General features: G+C 56.7%; 15 protein-coding genes. 8 read left to right on the top strand and 7 right to left on the bottom strand.

Features of this window, described 5'->3' with window-relative positions; genetic code table 11:
* The first annotated feature begins 45 nt into the window (after positions 1–45).
* The gene (locus ACR0EO_RS18675) at positions 46–342 is read left to right on the top strand and encodes an HNH endonuclease (protein ID WP_480692326.1); all 297 of its coding nucleotides are present in this window, start codon (positions 46–48) and stop codon (positions 340–342) included.
* Here ACR0EO_RS18675 and ACR0EO_RS18670 read toward each other — a convergent pair whose 3' ends face one another.
* The 3 genes from ACR0EO_RS18670 to ACR0EO_RS18660 are packed head-to-tail and all read right to left on the bottom strand — an operon-like array spanning position 343 to position 2,425.
* Complete coding sequence (locus tag ACR0EO_RS18670; RefSeq protein WP_480692325.1) at positions 343–1,080, bottom strand: VOC family protein; 738 nt, start codon at positions 1,078–1,080, stop codon at positions 343–345.
* The gene (locus tag ACR0EO_RS18665; protein WP_480692324.1) at positions 1,077–1,685 is read right to left on the bottom strand and encodes an enoyl-CoA hydratase/isomerase family protein; all 609 of its coding nucleotides are present in this window, start codon (positions 1,683–1,685) and stop codon (positions 1,077–1,079) included. The genes ACR0EO_RS18670 and ACR0EO_RS18665 overlap by 4 nt, the downstream gene beginning before the upstream one ends.
* Positions 1,682–2,425, bottom strand: a complete 744-nt coding sequence (locus ACR0EO_RS18660) for an SDR family oxidoreductase (protein WP_480692426.1) — start codon at positions 2,423–2,425, stop codon at positions 1,682–1,684. Before ACR0EO_RS18660 ends, ACR0EO_RS18665 begins: the two co-directional genes overlap by 4 nt.
* Before the next feature lie 139 nt (positions 2,426–2,564).
* Here ACR0EO_RS18660 and ACR0EO_RS18655 point away from each other — a divergent pair, with 139 nt between their 5' ends.
* The 5 genes from ACR0EO_RS18655 to lpxK all read left to right on the top strand — a co-directional run bounded on the left by ACR0EO_RS18655 (position 2,565) and on the right by lpxK (position 8,720).
* Entirely contained in the window at positions 2,565–4,088 is a 1,524-nt protein-coding gene (locus tag ACR0EO_RS18655) for a DUF2125 domain-containing protein (protein ID WP_480692323.1), read from the top strand.
* A 281-nt stretch (positions 4,089–4,369) separates the two neighbouring features.
* Positions 4,370–5,716: a TldD/PmbA family protein gene (locus ACR0EO_RS18650; RefSeq protein WP_480692322.1), complete on the top strand. Its 1,347-nt coding sequence runs from the start codon at positions 4,370–4,372 to the stop codon at positions 5,714–5,716.
* Positions 5,703–6,503 carry an inositol monophosphatase family protein gene (locus tag ACR0EO_RS18645; protein ID WP_480692321.1) on the top strand — a complete coding sequence of 267 codons (801 nt, stop codon included), beginning with the start codon at positions 5,703–5,705 and terminating at the stop codon, positions 6,501–6,503. Before ACR0EO_RS18650 ends, ACR0EO_RS18645 begins: the two co-directional genes overlap by 14 nt.
* Entirely contained in the window at positions 6,500–7,735 is a 1,236-nt protein-coding gene (locus tag ACR0EO_RS18640) for a 3-deoxy-D-manno-octulosonic acid transferase (protein WP_480692320.1), read from the top strand. Before ACR0EO_RS18645 ends, ACR0EO_RS18640 begins: the two co-directional genes overlap by 4 nt.
* Positions 7,722–8,720 (top strand): tetraacyldisaccharide 4'-kinase, encoded by a 999-nt coding sequence (gene lpxK, locus ACR0EO_RS18635; RefSeq protein WP_480692319.1) that lies wholly within the window; start codon positions 7,722–7,724, stop codon positions 8,718–8,720. The genes ACR0EO_RS18640 and lpxK overlap by 14 nt, the downstream gene beginning before the upstream one ends.
* A gap of 42 nt (positions 8,721–8,762) precedes the next feature.
* Here the strand turns inward: lpxK and ACR0EO_RS18630 are convergent, their stop codons facing one another.
* Positions 8,763–9,425 (bottom strand): DsbA family protein, encoded by a 663-nt coding sequence (locus tag ACR0EO_RS18630; RefSeq protein ID WP_480692318.1) that lies wholly within the window; start codon positions 9,423–9,425, stop codon positions 8,763–8,765.
* A gap of 14 nt (positions 9,426–9,439) precedes the next feature.
* Complete coding sequence (locus tag ACR0EO_RS18625; RefSeq protein ID WP_480692317.1) at positions 9,440–9,946, bottom strand: DUF721 domain-containing protein; 507 nt, start codon at positions 9,944–9,946, stop codon at positions 9,440–9,442.
* Positions 9,947–10,027: 81 nt separating this feature from the next.
* Between ACR0EO_RS18625 and mutY the strand changes: the two genes are divergently transcribed.
* Positions 10,028–11,083 (top strand): A/G-specific adenine glycosylase, encoded by a 1,056-nt coding sequence (mutY, locus tag ACR0EO_RS18620; protein ID WP_480692316.1) that lies wholly within the window; start codon positions 10,028–10,030, stop codon positions 11,081–11,083.
* A 58-nt stretch (positions 11,084–11,141) separates the two neighbouring features.
* Complete coding sequence (locus tag ACR0EO_RS18615; RefSeq protein WP_480692315.1) at positions 11,142–12,278, top strand: alkane 1-monooxygenase; 1,137 nt, start codon at positions 11,142–11,144, stop codon at positions 12,276–12,278.
* Positions 12,279–12,356: 78 nt separating this feature from the next.
* Here ACR0EO_RS18615 and ACR0EO_RS18610 read toward each other — a convergent pair whose 3' ends face one another.
* Positions 12,357–13,745, bottom strand: coding sequence for an adenylate/guanylate cyclase domain-containing protein (locus ACR0EO_RS18610; protein WP_480692314.1), 1,389 nt, complete (start codon positions 13,743–13,745; stop codon positions 12,357–12,359).
* Positions 13,746–13,890: 145 nt separating this feature from the next.
* A complete protein-coding gene (locus ACR0EO_RS18605; protein WP_480692313.1) occupies positions 13,891–14,994 on the bottom strand; it encodes a DNA methyltransferase in 1,104 nt (367 codons plus the stop codon).
* Positions 14,995–15,036 lie beyond the last annotated feature (42 nt).

Raw genomic sequence — 15,036 nt, 5'->3', positions numbered from 1 at the left:
TGTCCTCTTGCCTTCTGCGCGGTCAGACGCAACTTTAACCCTGCCATGACAGACAGTGACCCGATCTGCCCGCTTTGCGACCGCCCAATCCCCGGTGGGGGCGGGAGCCTGCACCATCTGATCCCAAAACTCAAAGGGGGCAAGGGTGGACCAACGGTTTTACTGCACGTGATCTGCCACAAAGAGGTCCACGCCACCCTGACCGAGACCCAACTGGCCCGAGAATTCAACACGGTCGAGGCCTTGCGCAGCCACCCCCGGTTGGAAAAGTTTCTCAATTGGGTTCGCAAGCGCCCGGCTGGGTTTCGATCAAAGGTACCGGGAAAGCGGCGCGGTCGCTGATCAACCCGGTCGGACCGGGCTGCCAAACGGGTCCCGGAGTTGAGTGTCCAACCCCTGCACCTCTAAACCCCGAAAATCAGGAGCCGGGGCGAACTGGGCTCCTTTTACATGTTGGTATTCCAGTGTGGTGTAAGGGCGCTTCCACAGCCACTCACGGTTCTCGACAGACCATAGATCAGGATTGGGCGGGCTTTCATCGGCAAAAGCATAAAAGTGCAAATCAAACCCGTACTTGCTGACATCCTGCATCGATAAAAGGCGCATACCATGTGATCGCCAGAAAGCATCTTCGACTGCGATATCGCCGGTACGCAAAGTAATCTGGCCAATACAGGCATCTGCAAAGGGGTTTTCAGGATCCGCGGCATTTGCGGGGCGGTTGCCCTCAAAACTATGCTGTAGAATCTCGATCACAAAGCCTTCGGGATCCTGAAGATGGCACATGTAGCCGATGTCCAGAAACTGCTGTGGATCCGAGACCTGAACCCCTTTTTGCCTCAGAGAACCGGCCGCAAGATCGACATCCGGCACGGTAATTCCGATCTTCCAGTAGCGTTGTCCTCTGTCATGTGCGTAGCCACCACCACCGGGCAAGAGCAACAGATCGGCGTCCTGACCGTCATAGCCAACGCGTCGATTTTGCCGCTGTTCCTGGACTGACATCCCCAGCGCGTCCCGATAAAAATCAGCTAACCCTTCAGGGTCTTTCACGCGCAAGTACAAAGCAGACAGCCTCACTGGCACAACCTAGCTATTCCTGCTGCGATTTTGGGTTCGGCGGACAGACTGTCTGCTACCAGTTCACGAGCTGTTTGCATCAACATCTCCGGGGCCACCACGCGATCAACCAGACCGAATTGATAAGCTTCTTCAGCTGCAATCTTTTGCCCAGCCATCAGGATCAACTTGGTCCGTGAGGGACCAATCAAAGCGGACATACGCATTGGATCAGAGGGTTGGGGTAGAAAGCCCAGCTTCATAACCGGATAGAAAAACTTGGCGGATGGAACTGCGATACGAATATCACATGCCAGCGCCATTCCGTTGGCACCGCCAGCCAGCGTTCCGTTTAGTGCAGCAACGGTCAAACATGGCAGCGCTGCGATTGCGCCTGATAACTTCTCCCACAGATCTGAGGTCGCAAGGCCATTACGCACTTCGTCCAAATCCGCTCCGGCGCTGAACACTTTGCCCGCGCCGGTCAGGATCAAAGCGCGCGCCTCGGTCGCTGCTTCAGCAATTTCGACCAGTTCAGACAACATCGCGGTCGTTAGCGCGTTGGCCTTTTCCGGGTTGTTGAGCGTTACGACCCACAAACCGTCAGATTTGGTCAAATCGATCATATTAGGCCAACCCTGCGCCGGATATCCTCGCGTCGAAGCGAGATTTCGGTTCCAAGGAACTCATCCGCATCCGACGTGCACATCCACAACAGAGCTTTTGCCGGCCAGTCAGCAGGAATGTGGTCGCTCCAATCCAGCTGGCTTACTGCGTTGATGCCGCTTGATTTTATGACACGCTGCATATCTGTGGCCACGGTTCCGGGCGACAAGTTCATGGCACGGATACCGTGAATGGACTCTTCAAGATGCAGGCACTCGGTCAGCATCTTGGCACCTGCTTTCGAAGCACAGTAATGGCTCCAGGCTTCAATCGGGTTGGTCGCTGCGCCGGAGGATACTGTAATCACAGTCCCCCCACCCGCTGCGCGCATAACGGGCAATGCTGCGCGCATACCGTGGAAAACCCCCTTGAGGTTGATGTCGATGGCTTTGCTCCATGCCTCAACATCCGCATTCGACAAGTGAAAGATTGGATCAATGACGCCTGCATTGCCGATCAGCACATCCAGCCCTCCAAACCGGTCGACGCAGTCGGCAACGGCCTGCTCGACTTGCGCGAAGTCACTGACGTCGCATTGCAGAGCAACAGCATTGTCGCCAAGCGCATCGGCCAAAACCGAGATTTGGTCTTTGTTTCGAGCGACTAACGCAACATTGGCACCGGCTGCGGCAAATACGCGCCCTGCCTCGGCTCCGATACCGCGGCTGGCTCCGGTTATCAGTACGGTTTTTCCCTGCATTTGGACCCTGTACCTCCGTTGGATTGAGATTGTGTGAATCTCTAACGCGTGAACGGGGAACTGGTCCAGCCCTTGCCCCTTGACGCCCGTCGCAACAGGCACGACGATGCCCGCAAAATTGATCAAGAAGGGTTCTCTGATGTCCGTTTTTCTTCGCCGCACAAGCGGCGCAGTTTTGGCTTATGCTGTTATCACCCAAGGCGCACTGGCAGATGTGACTGCGCAAGACGTCTGGAATGACTGGCAAACTTACATGACCCAAATGGGTTACAATGTTTCGGCTGATCAGTCTGCCGACGGAAATGTGACGACGATCTCGAACATGACCATGAAAATGGCTATGCCCGAAGAGAACGCTGATTTTCAGATCACGTCGCCAGACATCACGTTGACCGAAAACGGAGACGGCACAGTCAACATCAGCATCCCCGAAAACTTTCCTATGGTGGTTTCGGGTTCAAGCGAAGAGGACAGCTTCGCTGCGAACGTCCTGTATACGCATAGCGGGCTGAACATGGTCGTATCGGGCACACCCGCGGAAATGACCTATGGCTATTCTGCCGACACCTTGGGAATTAAACTGGACGGCCTGACTATCAATGACGAGCCGCTGCCCGGCGGTGCGTTGGATATGGCCATGGAAATTGCCGGCCTCGAAGGCAGCTCGCAGATGAAAATCGGTGAACTCCGGGATGTCGACCAGAAATTCACCGCCAACGGTCTGACTTATGACTTGGCCTTCGATGATCCGGAAAGCGACGATACCGGCAAGATCGGCGGTTCTATGGATCAACTGACCTTTGAAGGCAAAAGCGTCATACCTTCGGATCTCGATTTTTCGGATCCACAAGCGTTCTATGGTAACGGCTTCGCCTTTTCCGGCATCTTCACCTATGGCTCGGGCAATACTGAGATTGAAGGCACCAGCGAAGGTCAGCCTTTCTCGATGGCCAGCGAATCTAAAGGCGGCACATTTGGCGGCAGCATCGATGACAAACGCATCGCGTATGACATCGAACAGAACAGCGCCAAAGTTGCTGTTACGACGAATGACCTGCCTTTCCCCATCGAAGTCGCTATGGAGAAGGCCGGGTTGAAGTTCGAGTTCCCTGTACAACAGTCCGAAGAAATTCAACCGTTCGGGTTCGCCATGAACCTAACGGACTTCACTATGTCCGACGTGCTTTGGAGCATCTTTGATTCTGAAGGCGCATTGCCTCGTGACCCGGCGACTATTGCTCTGGACACGACCGGCACAGCGAAAGTTCTGACAAACCTGTTCGACCCTGCCGCGGTTGAAGAGCTGGAATTGTCAGAAGAAGCGCCGGGAGAGCTGCATTCTCTGAAGATCAACGAATTGCTGGTGTCGCTGGTTGGCGCAAAGCTGACAGGTGAAGGTGATTTCGCGTTCGACAATTCCAACACCAGCGGCCTCGATGGCCTGCCTGCTCCTTCAGGTGTTGCGAACCTGACCTTGGTCGGCGCCAATACTCTGATCGACAAGCTGATCGGTATGGGACTGATGTCCGAAAGCGATGCACTGGGCGCTCGTATGATGATGGGCCTTATGGCGGTTCCTGGCGAAGAGCCTGATACCCTGACCTCAAAGATCGAGCTTAAGAAAGACGGTGAGATTCTGGCGAACGGTCAACGCATCAAGTAAAGACGACAGGGAAGGCACAGACTTGCCTTCCCACCCTCCGCCCTTACGACGGGCTGTGCGCCGGAAAAGAAGCGGCCCTTCCCCAAACGCCTGCTTAAACAACTTAAAGGTCAACGGGATTCTGTGCGCACTAGCTGGGCCTACCGCTATCGCAGCCAGATTGATCGAAAATCGACAAGATATTTACCGCTGCAGCGTGCATGAGGCACCACAAAGCGGCCACAGGTCTTGCGGGACCGGCGGTCCAAGGCTAGGTCCAATGCAGTAGGACCGGAGGCCGCATGACCCGTACACTCGAAGACATCAGCCAGAACCTGTTAGATGCAGCGCGCAAAGCCGGGGCCGAAGCCGCGGATGCGATCGTGATTGACGGTTCTTCGGTTTCGGTCGAAGTACGCAACGCTGCGCTGGAACATGCTGAACGTTCCGAGGGCACCGATCTTGGATTGCGCGTTTTTATCGGTAAACGTCAGGCCATCGTTTCCAGCTCGGATAGTCGTCCTGAAACGCTTCAGGCAATGGCTGAACGGGCGGTGGCCATGGCCGCCGAAGCCCCAGAAGACCCCTTTACGGGCCTTGCTGACTCCGAACAGCTGGCCAAGAGCTGGGACATCGATGCGCTGGAGTTGTTTGACCCCAGCCCCGAACCCGCCGCCGAAGACCTGCTACAAGACGCTCTGGCCGCTGAAGCAGCTGCTCAGGCAGTTCAAGGAGTGTCGCAGGTTTCAGATGCGGCTGCGTCTTATGGCACCCACCACGTGTTTTTGGCAGCATCTAACGGCTTTTCTGGCGGCTACGCGCGCAGCGGCCGTTCGATCTCATGTGTGGCGATCTCAGGTGAAGGCACAGGGATGGAGCGCGACTATGACGGCGACAGCCGTACCTTCCAAAGCGACCTGCGCAGCCCTGACGAAATCGGCAGAACCGCAGGCGAACGCGCAGTGGCATTGGTTGGCGCGCAAAAGCCAGCGACAGGTACATTCCCGGTGCTGTTTGATGAGCGCATCTCATCGTCTTTGATCGGCCATCTTCTTGGGGCCAGCAATGGGGCTGCAATCGCCCGCGGCGCATCCTGGCTCAAAGACTGCTTGGGCGAACAGGTACTACCAGAACACCTGTCCCTGATCGAAGACCCCCATCGGCCACGCATTTCAGGCTCCCGCCCCTTCGACGCCGAAGGCTTGGCGACGCTACGTCGGGCGATCGTTGAAAACGGAGTGTTGACCGGATGGACGCTGGATCTTTCCAGCGCACGGAAACTGGACATGAAGTCGACCGGCAACGCTACGCGGGGTGTGTCCGGCCCACCTTCACCCAGCAATTGGAACCTTAGCCTGACACAAGGCAAGCAAACCCGGGACGAACTGTTACGCGACATGGGCACGGGGTTGTTGGTCACTTCGATGATCGGCTCGACGATAAACCCGAATAACGGCGACTACTCACGCGGGGCGTCCGGGTTTTGGGTCGAGAACGGGCAGATCACGCACCCCGTCAACGAATGCACCATCGCTGGCAATCTGCGGGATATGCTCAAGCGGATCATCCCGGCCAACGATGCACGACCATACTTGTCACGGGTGGTGCCATCGGTGCTGATCGAAGGAATGACACTTGCCGGCACCTGACCTGCCTCTTCTGATTGACGCGGCGCTTGAGGCCGGAAGGATCGCGACTCGGTACTCGGGGACCACGGCACAACGCTGGGATAAACCGGATGGCGCAGGGCCCGTGACCGAGGCTGATCTGGCCGTCAACGCGATGCTGGAACAGTTTTTGCCCAGCGCCCGACCCGGCTATGGCTGGCTCAGTGAAGAGACCGAGGATTCCGACGCACGGCTATCAAGGGACCACGTGTTCATCGTCGATCCGATCGACGGCACCCGAAGTTTCGCGGAAGGCGCCCGGACATGGGCGCATTCCCTAGCCATCGCAGAGCACGGAGAGGTGACTGCCGCAGTCGTCTACCTTCCGTTGCGCGATCTGCTCTATGCCGCCGAAAAAGGCGAAGGCGCGACGTTAAATGGTAAGCCAATCAGCGTTTCCGCATCCAGCAGTCTTGAAACAGCAGAAATTCTCGCGGCCAAGCCCAACCTAGCCACGCATCACTGGCAGCAAGGCCAAGTTCCGGAATTCAAGCGGAATTACCGCCCGTCTCTTGCCTATCGCATGGCTTTGGTCGGACAGGGTCGCTTTGACGGCATGCTAACCCTGCGCCCCAGTTGGGAGTGGGATATTGCCGCCGGTGATCTTATTGTCCGCGAGGCAGGTGGCTCTTGCTCGGATCGGCAGGGGAACCCACTACGGTTCAACAACGCCCATCCGCGCCTGAACGGTGTTATCGCCGCAAATTCAGGCATTCATGAAAAGCTGTATTCACAGTTAGACCTGAACAGCCCGGGTATCGCCCCATGAGTAAGCCACGCTCACTCAGCCTGGCTGCATACCGGGTTCTGTCTTGGGGGGTGAATACCGCTGCAGACCAGCCCAACCTCCCTCGCCCCGATGGAGAGCTGTTATGGGTTCACATCGACTCACCCGACCGTCAGCGCGCGGTCGCTGATTTCTGCCGAAGACTTCAGCAAACGCGCCCGAACCTGTCTGTCCTGCTGACTGCCCCGCCAGAAGCTGACCTAACGCGGTGGGAAAGCGGCGGCTTCACGTTAATCAATCTGCCGCAGGAAAAAACCGGCGCGGCACGCGTCTTTCTGGATCATTGGCACCCCGACATTGGAATCTGGGTCGGTGGCGGCCTGATGCCAAACTTGATCACACGCGCCGAGGAACGCGGCATCCCCTTGATTTTGATCGAAGCAAAGGTGGACATTCAGGTCGGTCGAGGCGGACGGTGGCTCCCGGATATTACCCGATACACGTTTGACTGTTTCAGAATGATTCTGGCGACCAGCGCTGAAACAACCCGCTCCATTCGCCGCCTTGGCATTGCGTCATCCAAGGTTCAGGAAGCCCCACCGCTGCACATCAGCCCGAACCCGCGCTCCTGGCCAGAGGACGAGTTGATTGAGACCAATCACGCCTTGGCAGGCCGGCCTGTCTGGCTTGCGTCCTGGGTGCAGGACAAAGAGTTCATCTCAGTCCTCAGCGCTCATCGACAGGCAATGCGAATGCTGCCACGGTTGGCGCTGGTACTGCACGTGGCAGACATCAGCGAGGCTAAACCCCTGCGGAGACGGCTGGAAACAATGGATTTGCGTTGCGCAAGTTGGGACGAGGACGGGCAAATTGAAGACACCACGCAAGTGGTTTTGTCAGCCATCCCCGAGGATTTGGGTCTGTGGTATCGGGTCTCTCCAGTCACTTTCATGGGAAGCTCTTTGGAGCGCGGTGCCGGGGGCCATGACCCATTGATCGCCACAGCACTGGGATCCGCCGTGGTGCACGGCCCGTATGTGCATCGACACCAACAGCTATATGATCGCCTGAACCAAGCAGGCGCCGTGCGGTCAGTTCGGACTGCCACCGAACTTGGTGACGCCGTTGTCGAGCTTTTGGCCCCGGATCAAGCTGCTGGCATGGCGCTGGCGGGATGGCAAATCGTGTCCGAAGGCGCACCTCAGGCCGATCACTTGATCGAACTGGTGCAGAACTATCTGGATGATCGGAGAGCAGAGCATGCGAGCCCCTGATTTCTGGAACACCGCTCCTGACCGGCTTGACCTGCGCGCCCGGCTTCTGTCCCCTTTGGGCCACGCCTATGCAGCGGCGACTGCGCGTCGCTTGGCGTCTGATCCCGGCGAGAAACCCGGTGTCCCTGTGATTTGTGTGGGCAACCTGAATGCAGGCGGAACCGGGAAAACACCAACCGTCATCTGGATGATAGAACAGCTGAGAGACGCCTGGCACCAAACTCACGTCGTTACTCGTGGGCATGGCGGATCGCTTGAAGGGCCGGTGCGTGTTGATCCCAGCATCCATTCCGCAGCACAAGTTGGTGACGAGCCACTTTTGCTTTCGGCTTTTGCGGATGTATGGGTCGCGAAAGATCGGGCCGCTGGTGCTCGGGCGGCGGCAGAGGCTGGTGCAACAGTCATTGTCTTGGATGACGGCTTTCAAAATCCATCCGTGGCCAAGGATTTCTCGGTCATCGTCGTGGACGCTGAACGCGGCTTCGGAAATGGTCTATGCCTCCCTGCTGGCCCCTTGCGAGAACCCGTAGATGTCGGCTTGAAACGGGCTGATCTTGTGCTGTCTCTAGGCAATTCCGAGGCTCAGGCGCTATTTTCGGAACGTTGGCAAAGCAGAATTTCAATCCCACACGCGACGGGCTCTGTTGAACCTTTGCAAACTGGCATGGACTGGAACGATACGCCGGTTCTGGCGTTTGCTGGTATTGGGTACCCTGAAAAGTTCTTTGCAACGCTGCGCCAACAGGGTGTCACTTTGTTGCGGGCCGAGGCTTTGGATGATCATCAGCCCCTTACGCCAGCATTGATGGCCCGACTTGAAAACGAAGCGCGGCTTTTGGGGGCTCAGATGGTAACAACAGAAAAGGACGCCGTGCGCCTGCCTGCCGCATTTCGAAGCAAGGTAATCACCCTGCCTGTTCGTCTGAAAGTAAATGAAGCCGAAAGGGTCCGGGAAATGCTTTTGGAAATTGCCCCATCGCCCTGATCAGTGGGATGCGACCGGCTTAGGAACCGGTCGCACTATGCATTAGCTGCCCAGCTCTTCTTCGATCAGCTTTTTGAAGTCAGCATAAGACTGGTTGTCTACTTTCTTGCCGTTCACGACGAACGACGGAGTCGCCTGAACCCCATCGCGCTCGGCGTTTTCCTGATACCAGGCCACCAGAGTTTGCGCCCGAGTTCCATCCTGCAGACAAGCCTCAAGCTGATCATTATCAATCCCTGCCAGACGGCCGATTTTGCGCAGTTCGTCCACAATTTCGCCCGGACCGCCAGCACGAGTCCACTCGGACTGGCCTTCAAAGATCAGATCGGTAATGCCAAAGAACTTTTCGGGGCCACCGCAACGCGCGACCATCGAAGCCCAGAGGCCATAGCGGTCAAAATAGACTTCGCGGTAGATGAACTTGACCTTGCCGGTGTCGATAAAGTCTTTCTTCAGTTGCTTGTACGCACCTTGGTGGAAGGTGGCGCAGTGCGGACAGGTAAACGAAGCATATTCGACGATTTCGACCGGCGCATCCTCGGCACCCTGGACCATCTCAACAACGGTCGAGGTATCCAGTTCGGCTTCTTGCGCCTCTGCGCTGCTGATCAGCGGATAAGACGGGGAGGAATTCGACTGCGACAGCCAATAGCCGCCTGCGGCGATTGCGACGGCCGCACAAATTCCGGTTGTAATACGGCTCATTACTCAGCCCTTTCTCAGCGTTTTTGCTTGGATAAAACGTTACGGCCCAGACGTTCAAGGGCCGCGCGCAGATCACCATCGTGAACGTCGCGTGCGGTCCGGCCTGCCTCGGCTTCGATTTCTGGGTCAATCTTGGGTTTCGCCTGCTTCGGTTTATGGTTGAAACCGGCTTGCCCCTCGGCAAATCCTGTCGGAGCGGTCTGGGTGATGCGTACACGACTGATCGCGTTATAACCATAAACCGAGTTCACCTTGCCGCGTAGCTGTTCTTTCTGCATCTCAAGCACAGGGGCCTGCGGGCCGGTCGTCAGTACGGTCAGCGTGGCTCCTATCCCGCCTTTGCCATAGCCCACCTTTACAGGGCGTGACATGGCGGCCAAATCCTGGCCCACAATTTCGGCCCAGTGAGTCAACAGGCGCGACACGGCAAAACCCCGGCTTTCCCCGGCGCGCCGAATCTGGCCGTTCAGCAATGTCGCGGTGCGTTTGAACCCGCGGGTCGAAGAACGTCTGCGCTGCATCTGGTTTCCAACTCCTGCGCCGCTATTGTAAAGGGCGTACAGTCGGGCGCCAGCGAAACCCGACAGGGAGATAAATAAAACTTGCGTGACTCTATTCAATACGACCTGAGCACTACCCTGCTGGAGTGGTACGACCGGCATGCCCGCGAGATGCCCTGGCGAGTTAGCCCGGCGGATCGAGCGGCAGGCGTGATTCCAGACCCCTATCGCGTCTGGTTATCCGAAGTGATGCTGCAGCAGACCACCGTTGCTGCTGTAAAAGACTACTTTATGCGGTTTACATCGCGCTGGCCGACCGTTGGGGCGTTGGCCGAAGCACCAGACGATCAGGTCATGGGAGAATGGGCGGGGTTAGGGTATTACGCCCGCGCCCGTAATCTGTTGAAATGCGCCCGCGTAATCGCCGGTGATCATCAAGGGGTATTCCCTAACACCTACGACGCCCTGCTGCAGCTTCCCGGAATCGGTCCGTATACCGCTGCCGCCATCTCGGCCATTGCATTCGACCGGCCTGAGACCGTGCTGGACGGTAATGTCGAAAGGGTCATGGCCCGGCTGTATAATATTCATGCCCCCCTGCCCATATCGAAAGCCCAGCTAAAGGAAAAAGCTGCAGCTCTGACGCCAGATTCACGGCCAGGCGACTATGCCCAAGCGGTAATGGATCTGGGGGCGACAATCTGCACGCCCAAGTCTCCGGCCTGCGGTATTTGCCCCTTGCGCAATCCGTGCCAGGCGCGCGCCGCTGGAACGCAATCCGACCTTCCGCGAAAGACGCCCAAAAAGCCCAAGCCAACACGATACGGCCACGTTTACATCGCTCATAGTAAGGATGGGGCGGTATTGCTAGAGCGTCGCCCGGACAAAGGATTGTTGGGCGGCATGTTGGGCTGGCCGGGATCAGACTGGTCTGACACTCCGGCTGAAGCCCCTCCATTTGCGGCAGACTGGCAGATACTGCCGGGTGAGGTGCGCCACACTTTCACACACTTCCACCTGATCCTGAGCATCTGGACCGCTCCGTTACCCGATAACACCTTGCCAGACGGTCTGATCACGCTGGAAAAGCATGCTTTTCGCCCCAGAGATTTACCGACCGTGATGCGTAAGGCGCATGACTTGTGGCGCGGCCGATAACCCATTGTACAGACGCTAGAACAGGGAATAATCTGGCGGCAATTGTTCGGAGCCACTCATGATTGCAACAGACACGCTATCCCGATGGCAATCAGCCCTGCCTTTTTGGATCTCGTTCATGTTGATACCGCTTATCTGGGCCACGGCATTGGCTGGCGGCTGGTGGGTGCTGCTGGTGCCGATGTCAACGTGGTGGGCTTTTGCCGTATTGGATCGCCTAACTGGCCTTGAGTTAAGCAACGCTGACCCGGACACCCCAGACGCCGTTTTGCAATGGTATATTCTGCTGACCAAGGCTTGGGTTCCTATACAGTTCCTGACTCTCTTTGGTCTGATTTGGTACGCTACGAACACTGACCACTTGTCATCACTGGAAAAGCTCGGGCTGTTCTTCGGGATGGGAGTGATTTCGGGCACAATCGGGATCAATTATAGCCACGAACTGATGCACCAGAGAGGTCGTTTCGAGCGTTGGCTGGGCGATATTCTATTGGCGATGGTTCTGTATTCGCATTTCCGGTCTGAACATCTGCTGGTTCATCACCGCTATGTCGGCACCCCCCGCGATCCGGTAACAGCCCGTTATAACGAAGGTTTTCATCGCTTCTACCCACGCGTTCTAAGACAAAGCCTTGTTTCTGCCTTCCAAGCAGAGCGCGACAAGCTGAACCGCAAAGACCGCCAGTGGACGGATCGCGCCAACCCATTCTGGCGTTACTGGGCCCTGCAGGGAGCGATGTTGGGATTGGCATTTCTGATCGGGGGCTTGTCCGGTGTGGCCCTGTTTCTGGTTCAGGCAGGTGTCGCCATATGGCAACTGGAATTGGTCAACTACGTTGAACACTATGGTCTGACCCGGAAACATCTGGGTGGCGGTAAATACGAACATGTCCAACCCCGCCATTCATGGAATGCTTCACAAAAGGCATCGAACTGGCTTTTGATCAACCTACAGCGCCACTCAGACCACCACTTCAAGCCGAACCGCCGGTTTCCTCTGCTCCAACACCATTCCGAGGATGCGGCACCGCAACTGCCCTATGGATATCCGGTAATGACGGTGGCGGCCATGATCCCACCGCTCTGGCGCCGTGTAATGAATCCGCGCGTCCGCGCCTGGCGTCGCCAATATTATCCCGAAATCTCGGATTGGACGCCTTACAACCGCGCAGAAAACCCTCAGCCTCAGACCTGACCGCAGTGCGCACAAGCGCACTGCCCGGCCCAACGATGTGACTTGCATCTTTGATGCACGGCAAATCGGCGGGAGGCCTTACCCCGTCATCACCCACACATCCATTGGGGCTTCCACGCCTCGAACCATGTGGTTTTCATGTTTGGCAAACATCGACATTTCATCGGAGGTGCTTTTGACTTCCTCCTGCAATTGGCGCCGAACGGCATCGCTTATAATCAGCTTCGCCTGAAATTCGCGCGTCAACGCTTCTAACTTGGCGGCCACGTTAACTGCATCTCCGATCACCGCAAATTCCAATCGGTTGGCCCCGATGTCGCCCAGAACTACAGGGCCATAGTGAACCCCGATTCCTATGCGGATTTCTGGTTCGCCGGCGCGGCGGCGCTCGATGTTCCAACGATCGATAACTTCGACCATAGCCAAAGCACAGGCCACGGCATTGCTGGTATCCAATGGCGTTGGTACCGGGGTTCCAAAAGTCGCCATCAGCCCATCACCGAGGTACTTATCCAATGTACCGTTATGCCGGAATACTTCGGCCTCCATCCGCGCATGAAATCCACGCAGAACCTCAATCACCTCATAGGGATCGCGCCCGGCGGTATATTTAGTGAATCCGACGATATCGATGAAAAGGACCGCGATGTTCTCTTTACGCACTTGCTTGAGCGGTTCGTCATTCTGGCTCAACTCGTCGACTACATTCGGTGAGAAATAGCGCGACAGGTTCGCTCTCTCTCGTTCCAGCCCCGCGTTCGTCATGAGCAAACGGTTGAGCCTCCTCATCGACACGCCCAGCGTTACTGCCACCATCATGAAAACAATCACCTGCTGGACGCGGCGCGATGGCATGAAGCTGTTGGGATCCAAAAGTTCGGCGACGTCGGGATACCCTGTCAAAGCTTCTGCCACACGCTCGCTAAGACCGGGCATCGGTGTTGCAACCCACCAGGCAATGATCCACCCGGCCGTCCAGACGCCCGCAGTCCAGGACCCGATGGCAATGACGGTACGCCAAGAGTACGCCAAAGTGCCCGCTGCCAGAATGATGAAGAAGTATTGGAAATTGTCGAACCGATACTGCATCGCCAACGGCCGGACGTCGTCACTGAACGGGTTGGGAACGATCATGCCCAACGTCATGATCAAAAGGTCCACAAAGATCAGCAACAGTTCAGTTCGAGATTGCCCTACACGGCCCGCTCGGCGGATCAGCCAGCCATTTGCGCAGATCAGCAGCAGGATGAAATGATACCAGAGAACTTCCCATTGAGGATTGAGGAAGACCAGCAAAACCGCGGTCAGCCCCATCGCAATCCATCGCGCGCGAACGGCAAGCTCCAAGCCTTCTCGCTTATGCCGCTCCATCGCTGCTTCTGTGTATTTGTTTTCCAGATCGAAATTGTCCGGGCGTGTCACAAAGAACCGATCGAAACGGGACGCACTGACTGTGGTTTCCGACATTACTCAAGCTCCTTCATTGCGCCCCAAGATACAGAAGGTGCATGTCGAAACCAGATGTTCGCAAAACAAAAAGACCCCGCCGAGATCGGCGGGGCAAGGCTTAGTGCCTAGTGTCAGGCCACAGGCACCGGCGGTATTCGCTAAATCAGTTGTGCATCTCTGCGCGGATCTGCTGGCGCAGCACGTCGATCGGCACTGTCTTGCCGTCGCGCTTGAAACACCAGTACGTCCAGCCATTACAAGATGGAGCATTCTCCAGATGCGCACCCACCTGATGGATCGACCCTTTGACGTTTTGCCCCACCAGCGTGCCATCTGCGCGGACCTTCGCCTTGTGGCGTTGGTTCATGGAATAAAGCTCTTCCCCCGGGCGCAGCATGCCGCGTTCGACCAGTTGTCCAAAGGGCACACGCGGCTCGGCGCGTTTGCTGGCGCTGACTTCCAGTGCTTCACGGTCGAATTTGCGGACCTTAGAGATGCGCTTCTCGGCAACCTTGCGATAGCTTTCTTCGCGTTCGATGCCGATGAACTCACGTCCGAGCATCTTGGCCACAGCACCTGTGGTCCCAGTGCCAAAAAACGGGTCGAGGATCACGTCACCCGGATTGGTCGAGCCAATTAGTACGCGGTGCAGCAGCGATTCTGGCTTCTGCGTCGGGTGTGCCTTATCGCCGTTTTCGTCTTTCAAACGCTCATGCCCGGTGCAGATCGGCAGAACCCAATCGCTACGCATTTGCACACCTTCGTTCAGAGCCTTCAAAGCTTCGTAGTTGAAAGTGTATTTGGCACCTTCCTGCTTCGACGCCCAGATCATCGTCTCATGCGCGTTGGTAAAACGTTTGCCGCGGAAATTTGGCATCGGGTTCGACTTGCGCCAAACCACGTCATTCAGAATCCAGTAACCCGCGTCCTGAAGGGCCGAACCAACACGGAAGATGTTGTGGTAGGAACCGATCACCCAAATCGCGCCATTTGGCTTCAGCAAACGATGCGCTGCCTTTAGCCAATCGCGGGTGAACTGGTCATAAACGGCAAAGCTGCTGAATTGATCCCAGTGATCATCAACCGCGTCTACCTGGCTGTTATCTGGGCGATGCAACTGGCCCTTTAGCTGCAGATTATAGGGCGGATCCGCAAAGATCAGGTCCACCGACGCCTCGGGAAGACTGTTCATCACTTCGATGCAGTCCCCGGATAGAATCGTGTTTAAAGGGAGCGCTTTTGCGCCCTTTTTGGTGGTTGTTGTCATTTTACTGCCTCAAGTATCCACGGCGCTTTTGCGCTCATTTGG

Source organism: Ruegeria sp. BE9 (assembly GCF_056538765.1).
Note: the sequence above shows the minus strand (reverse complement) of the source record. Positions and strands in the feature narration are given on the sequence as shown.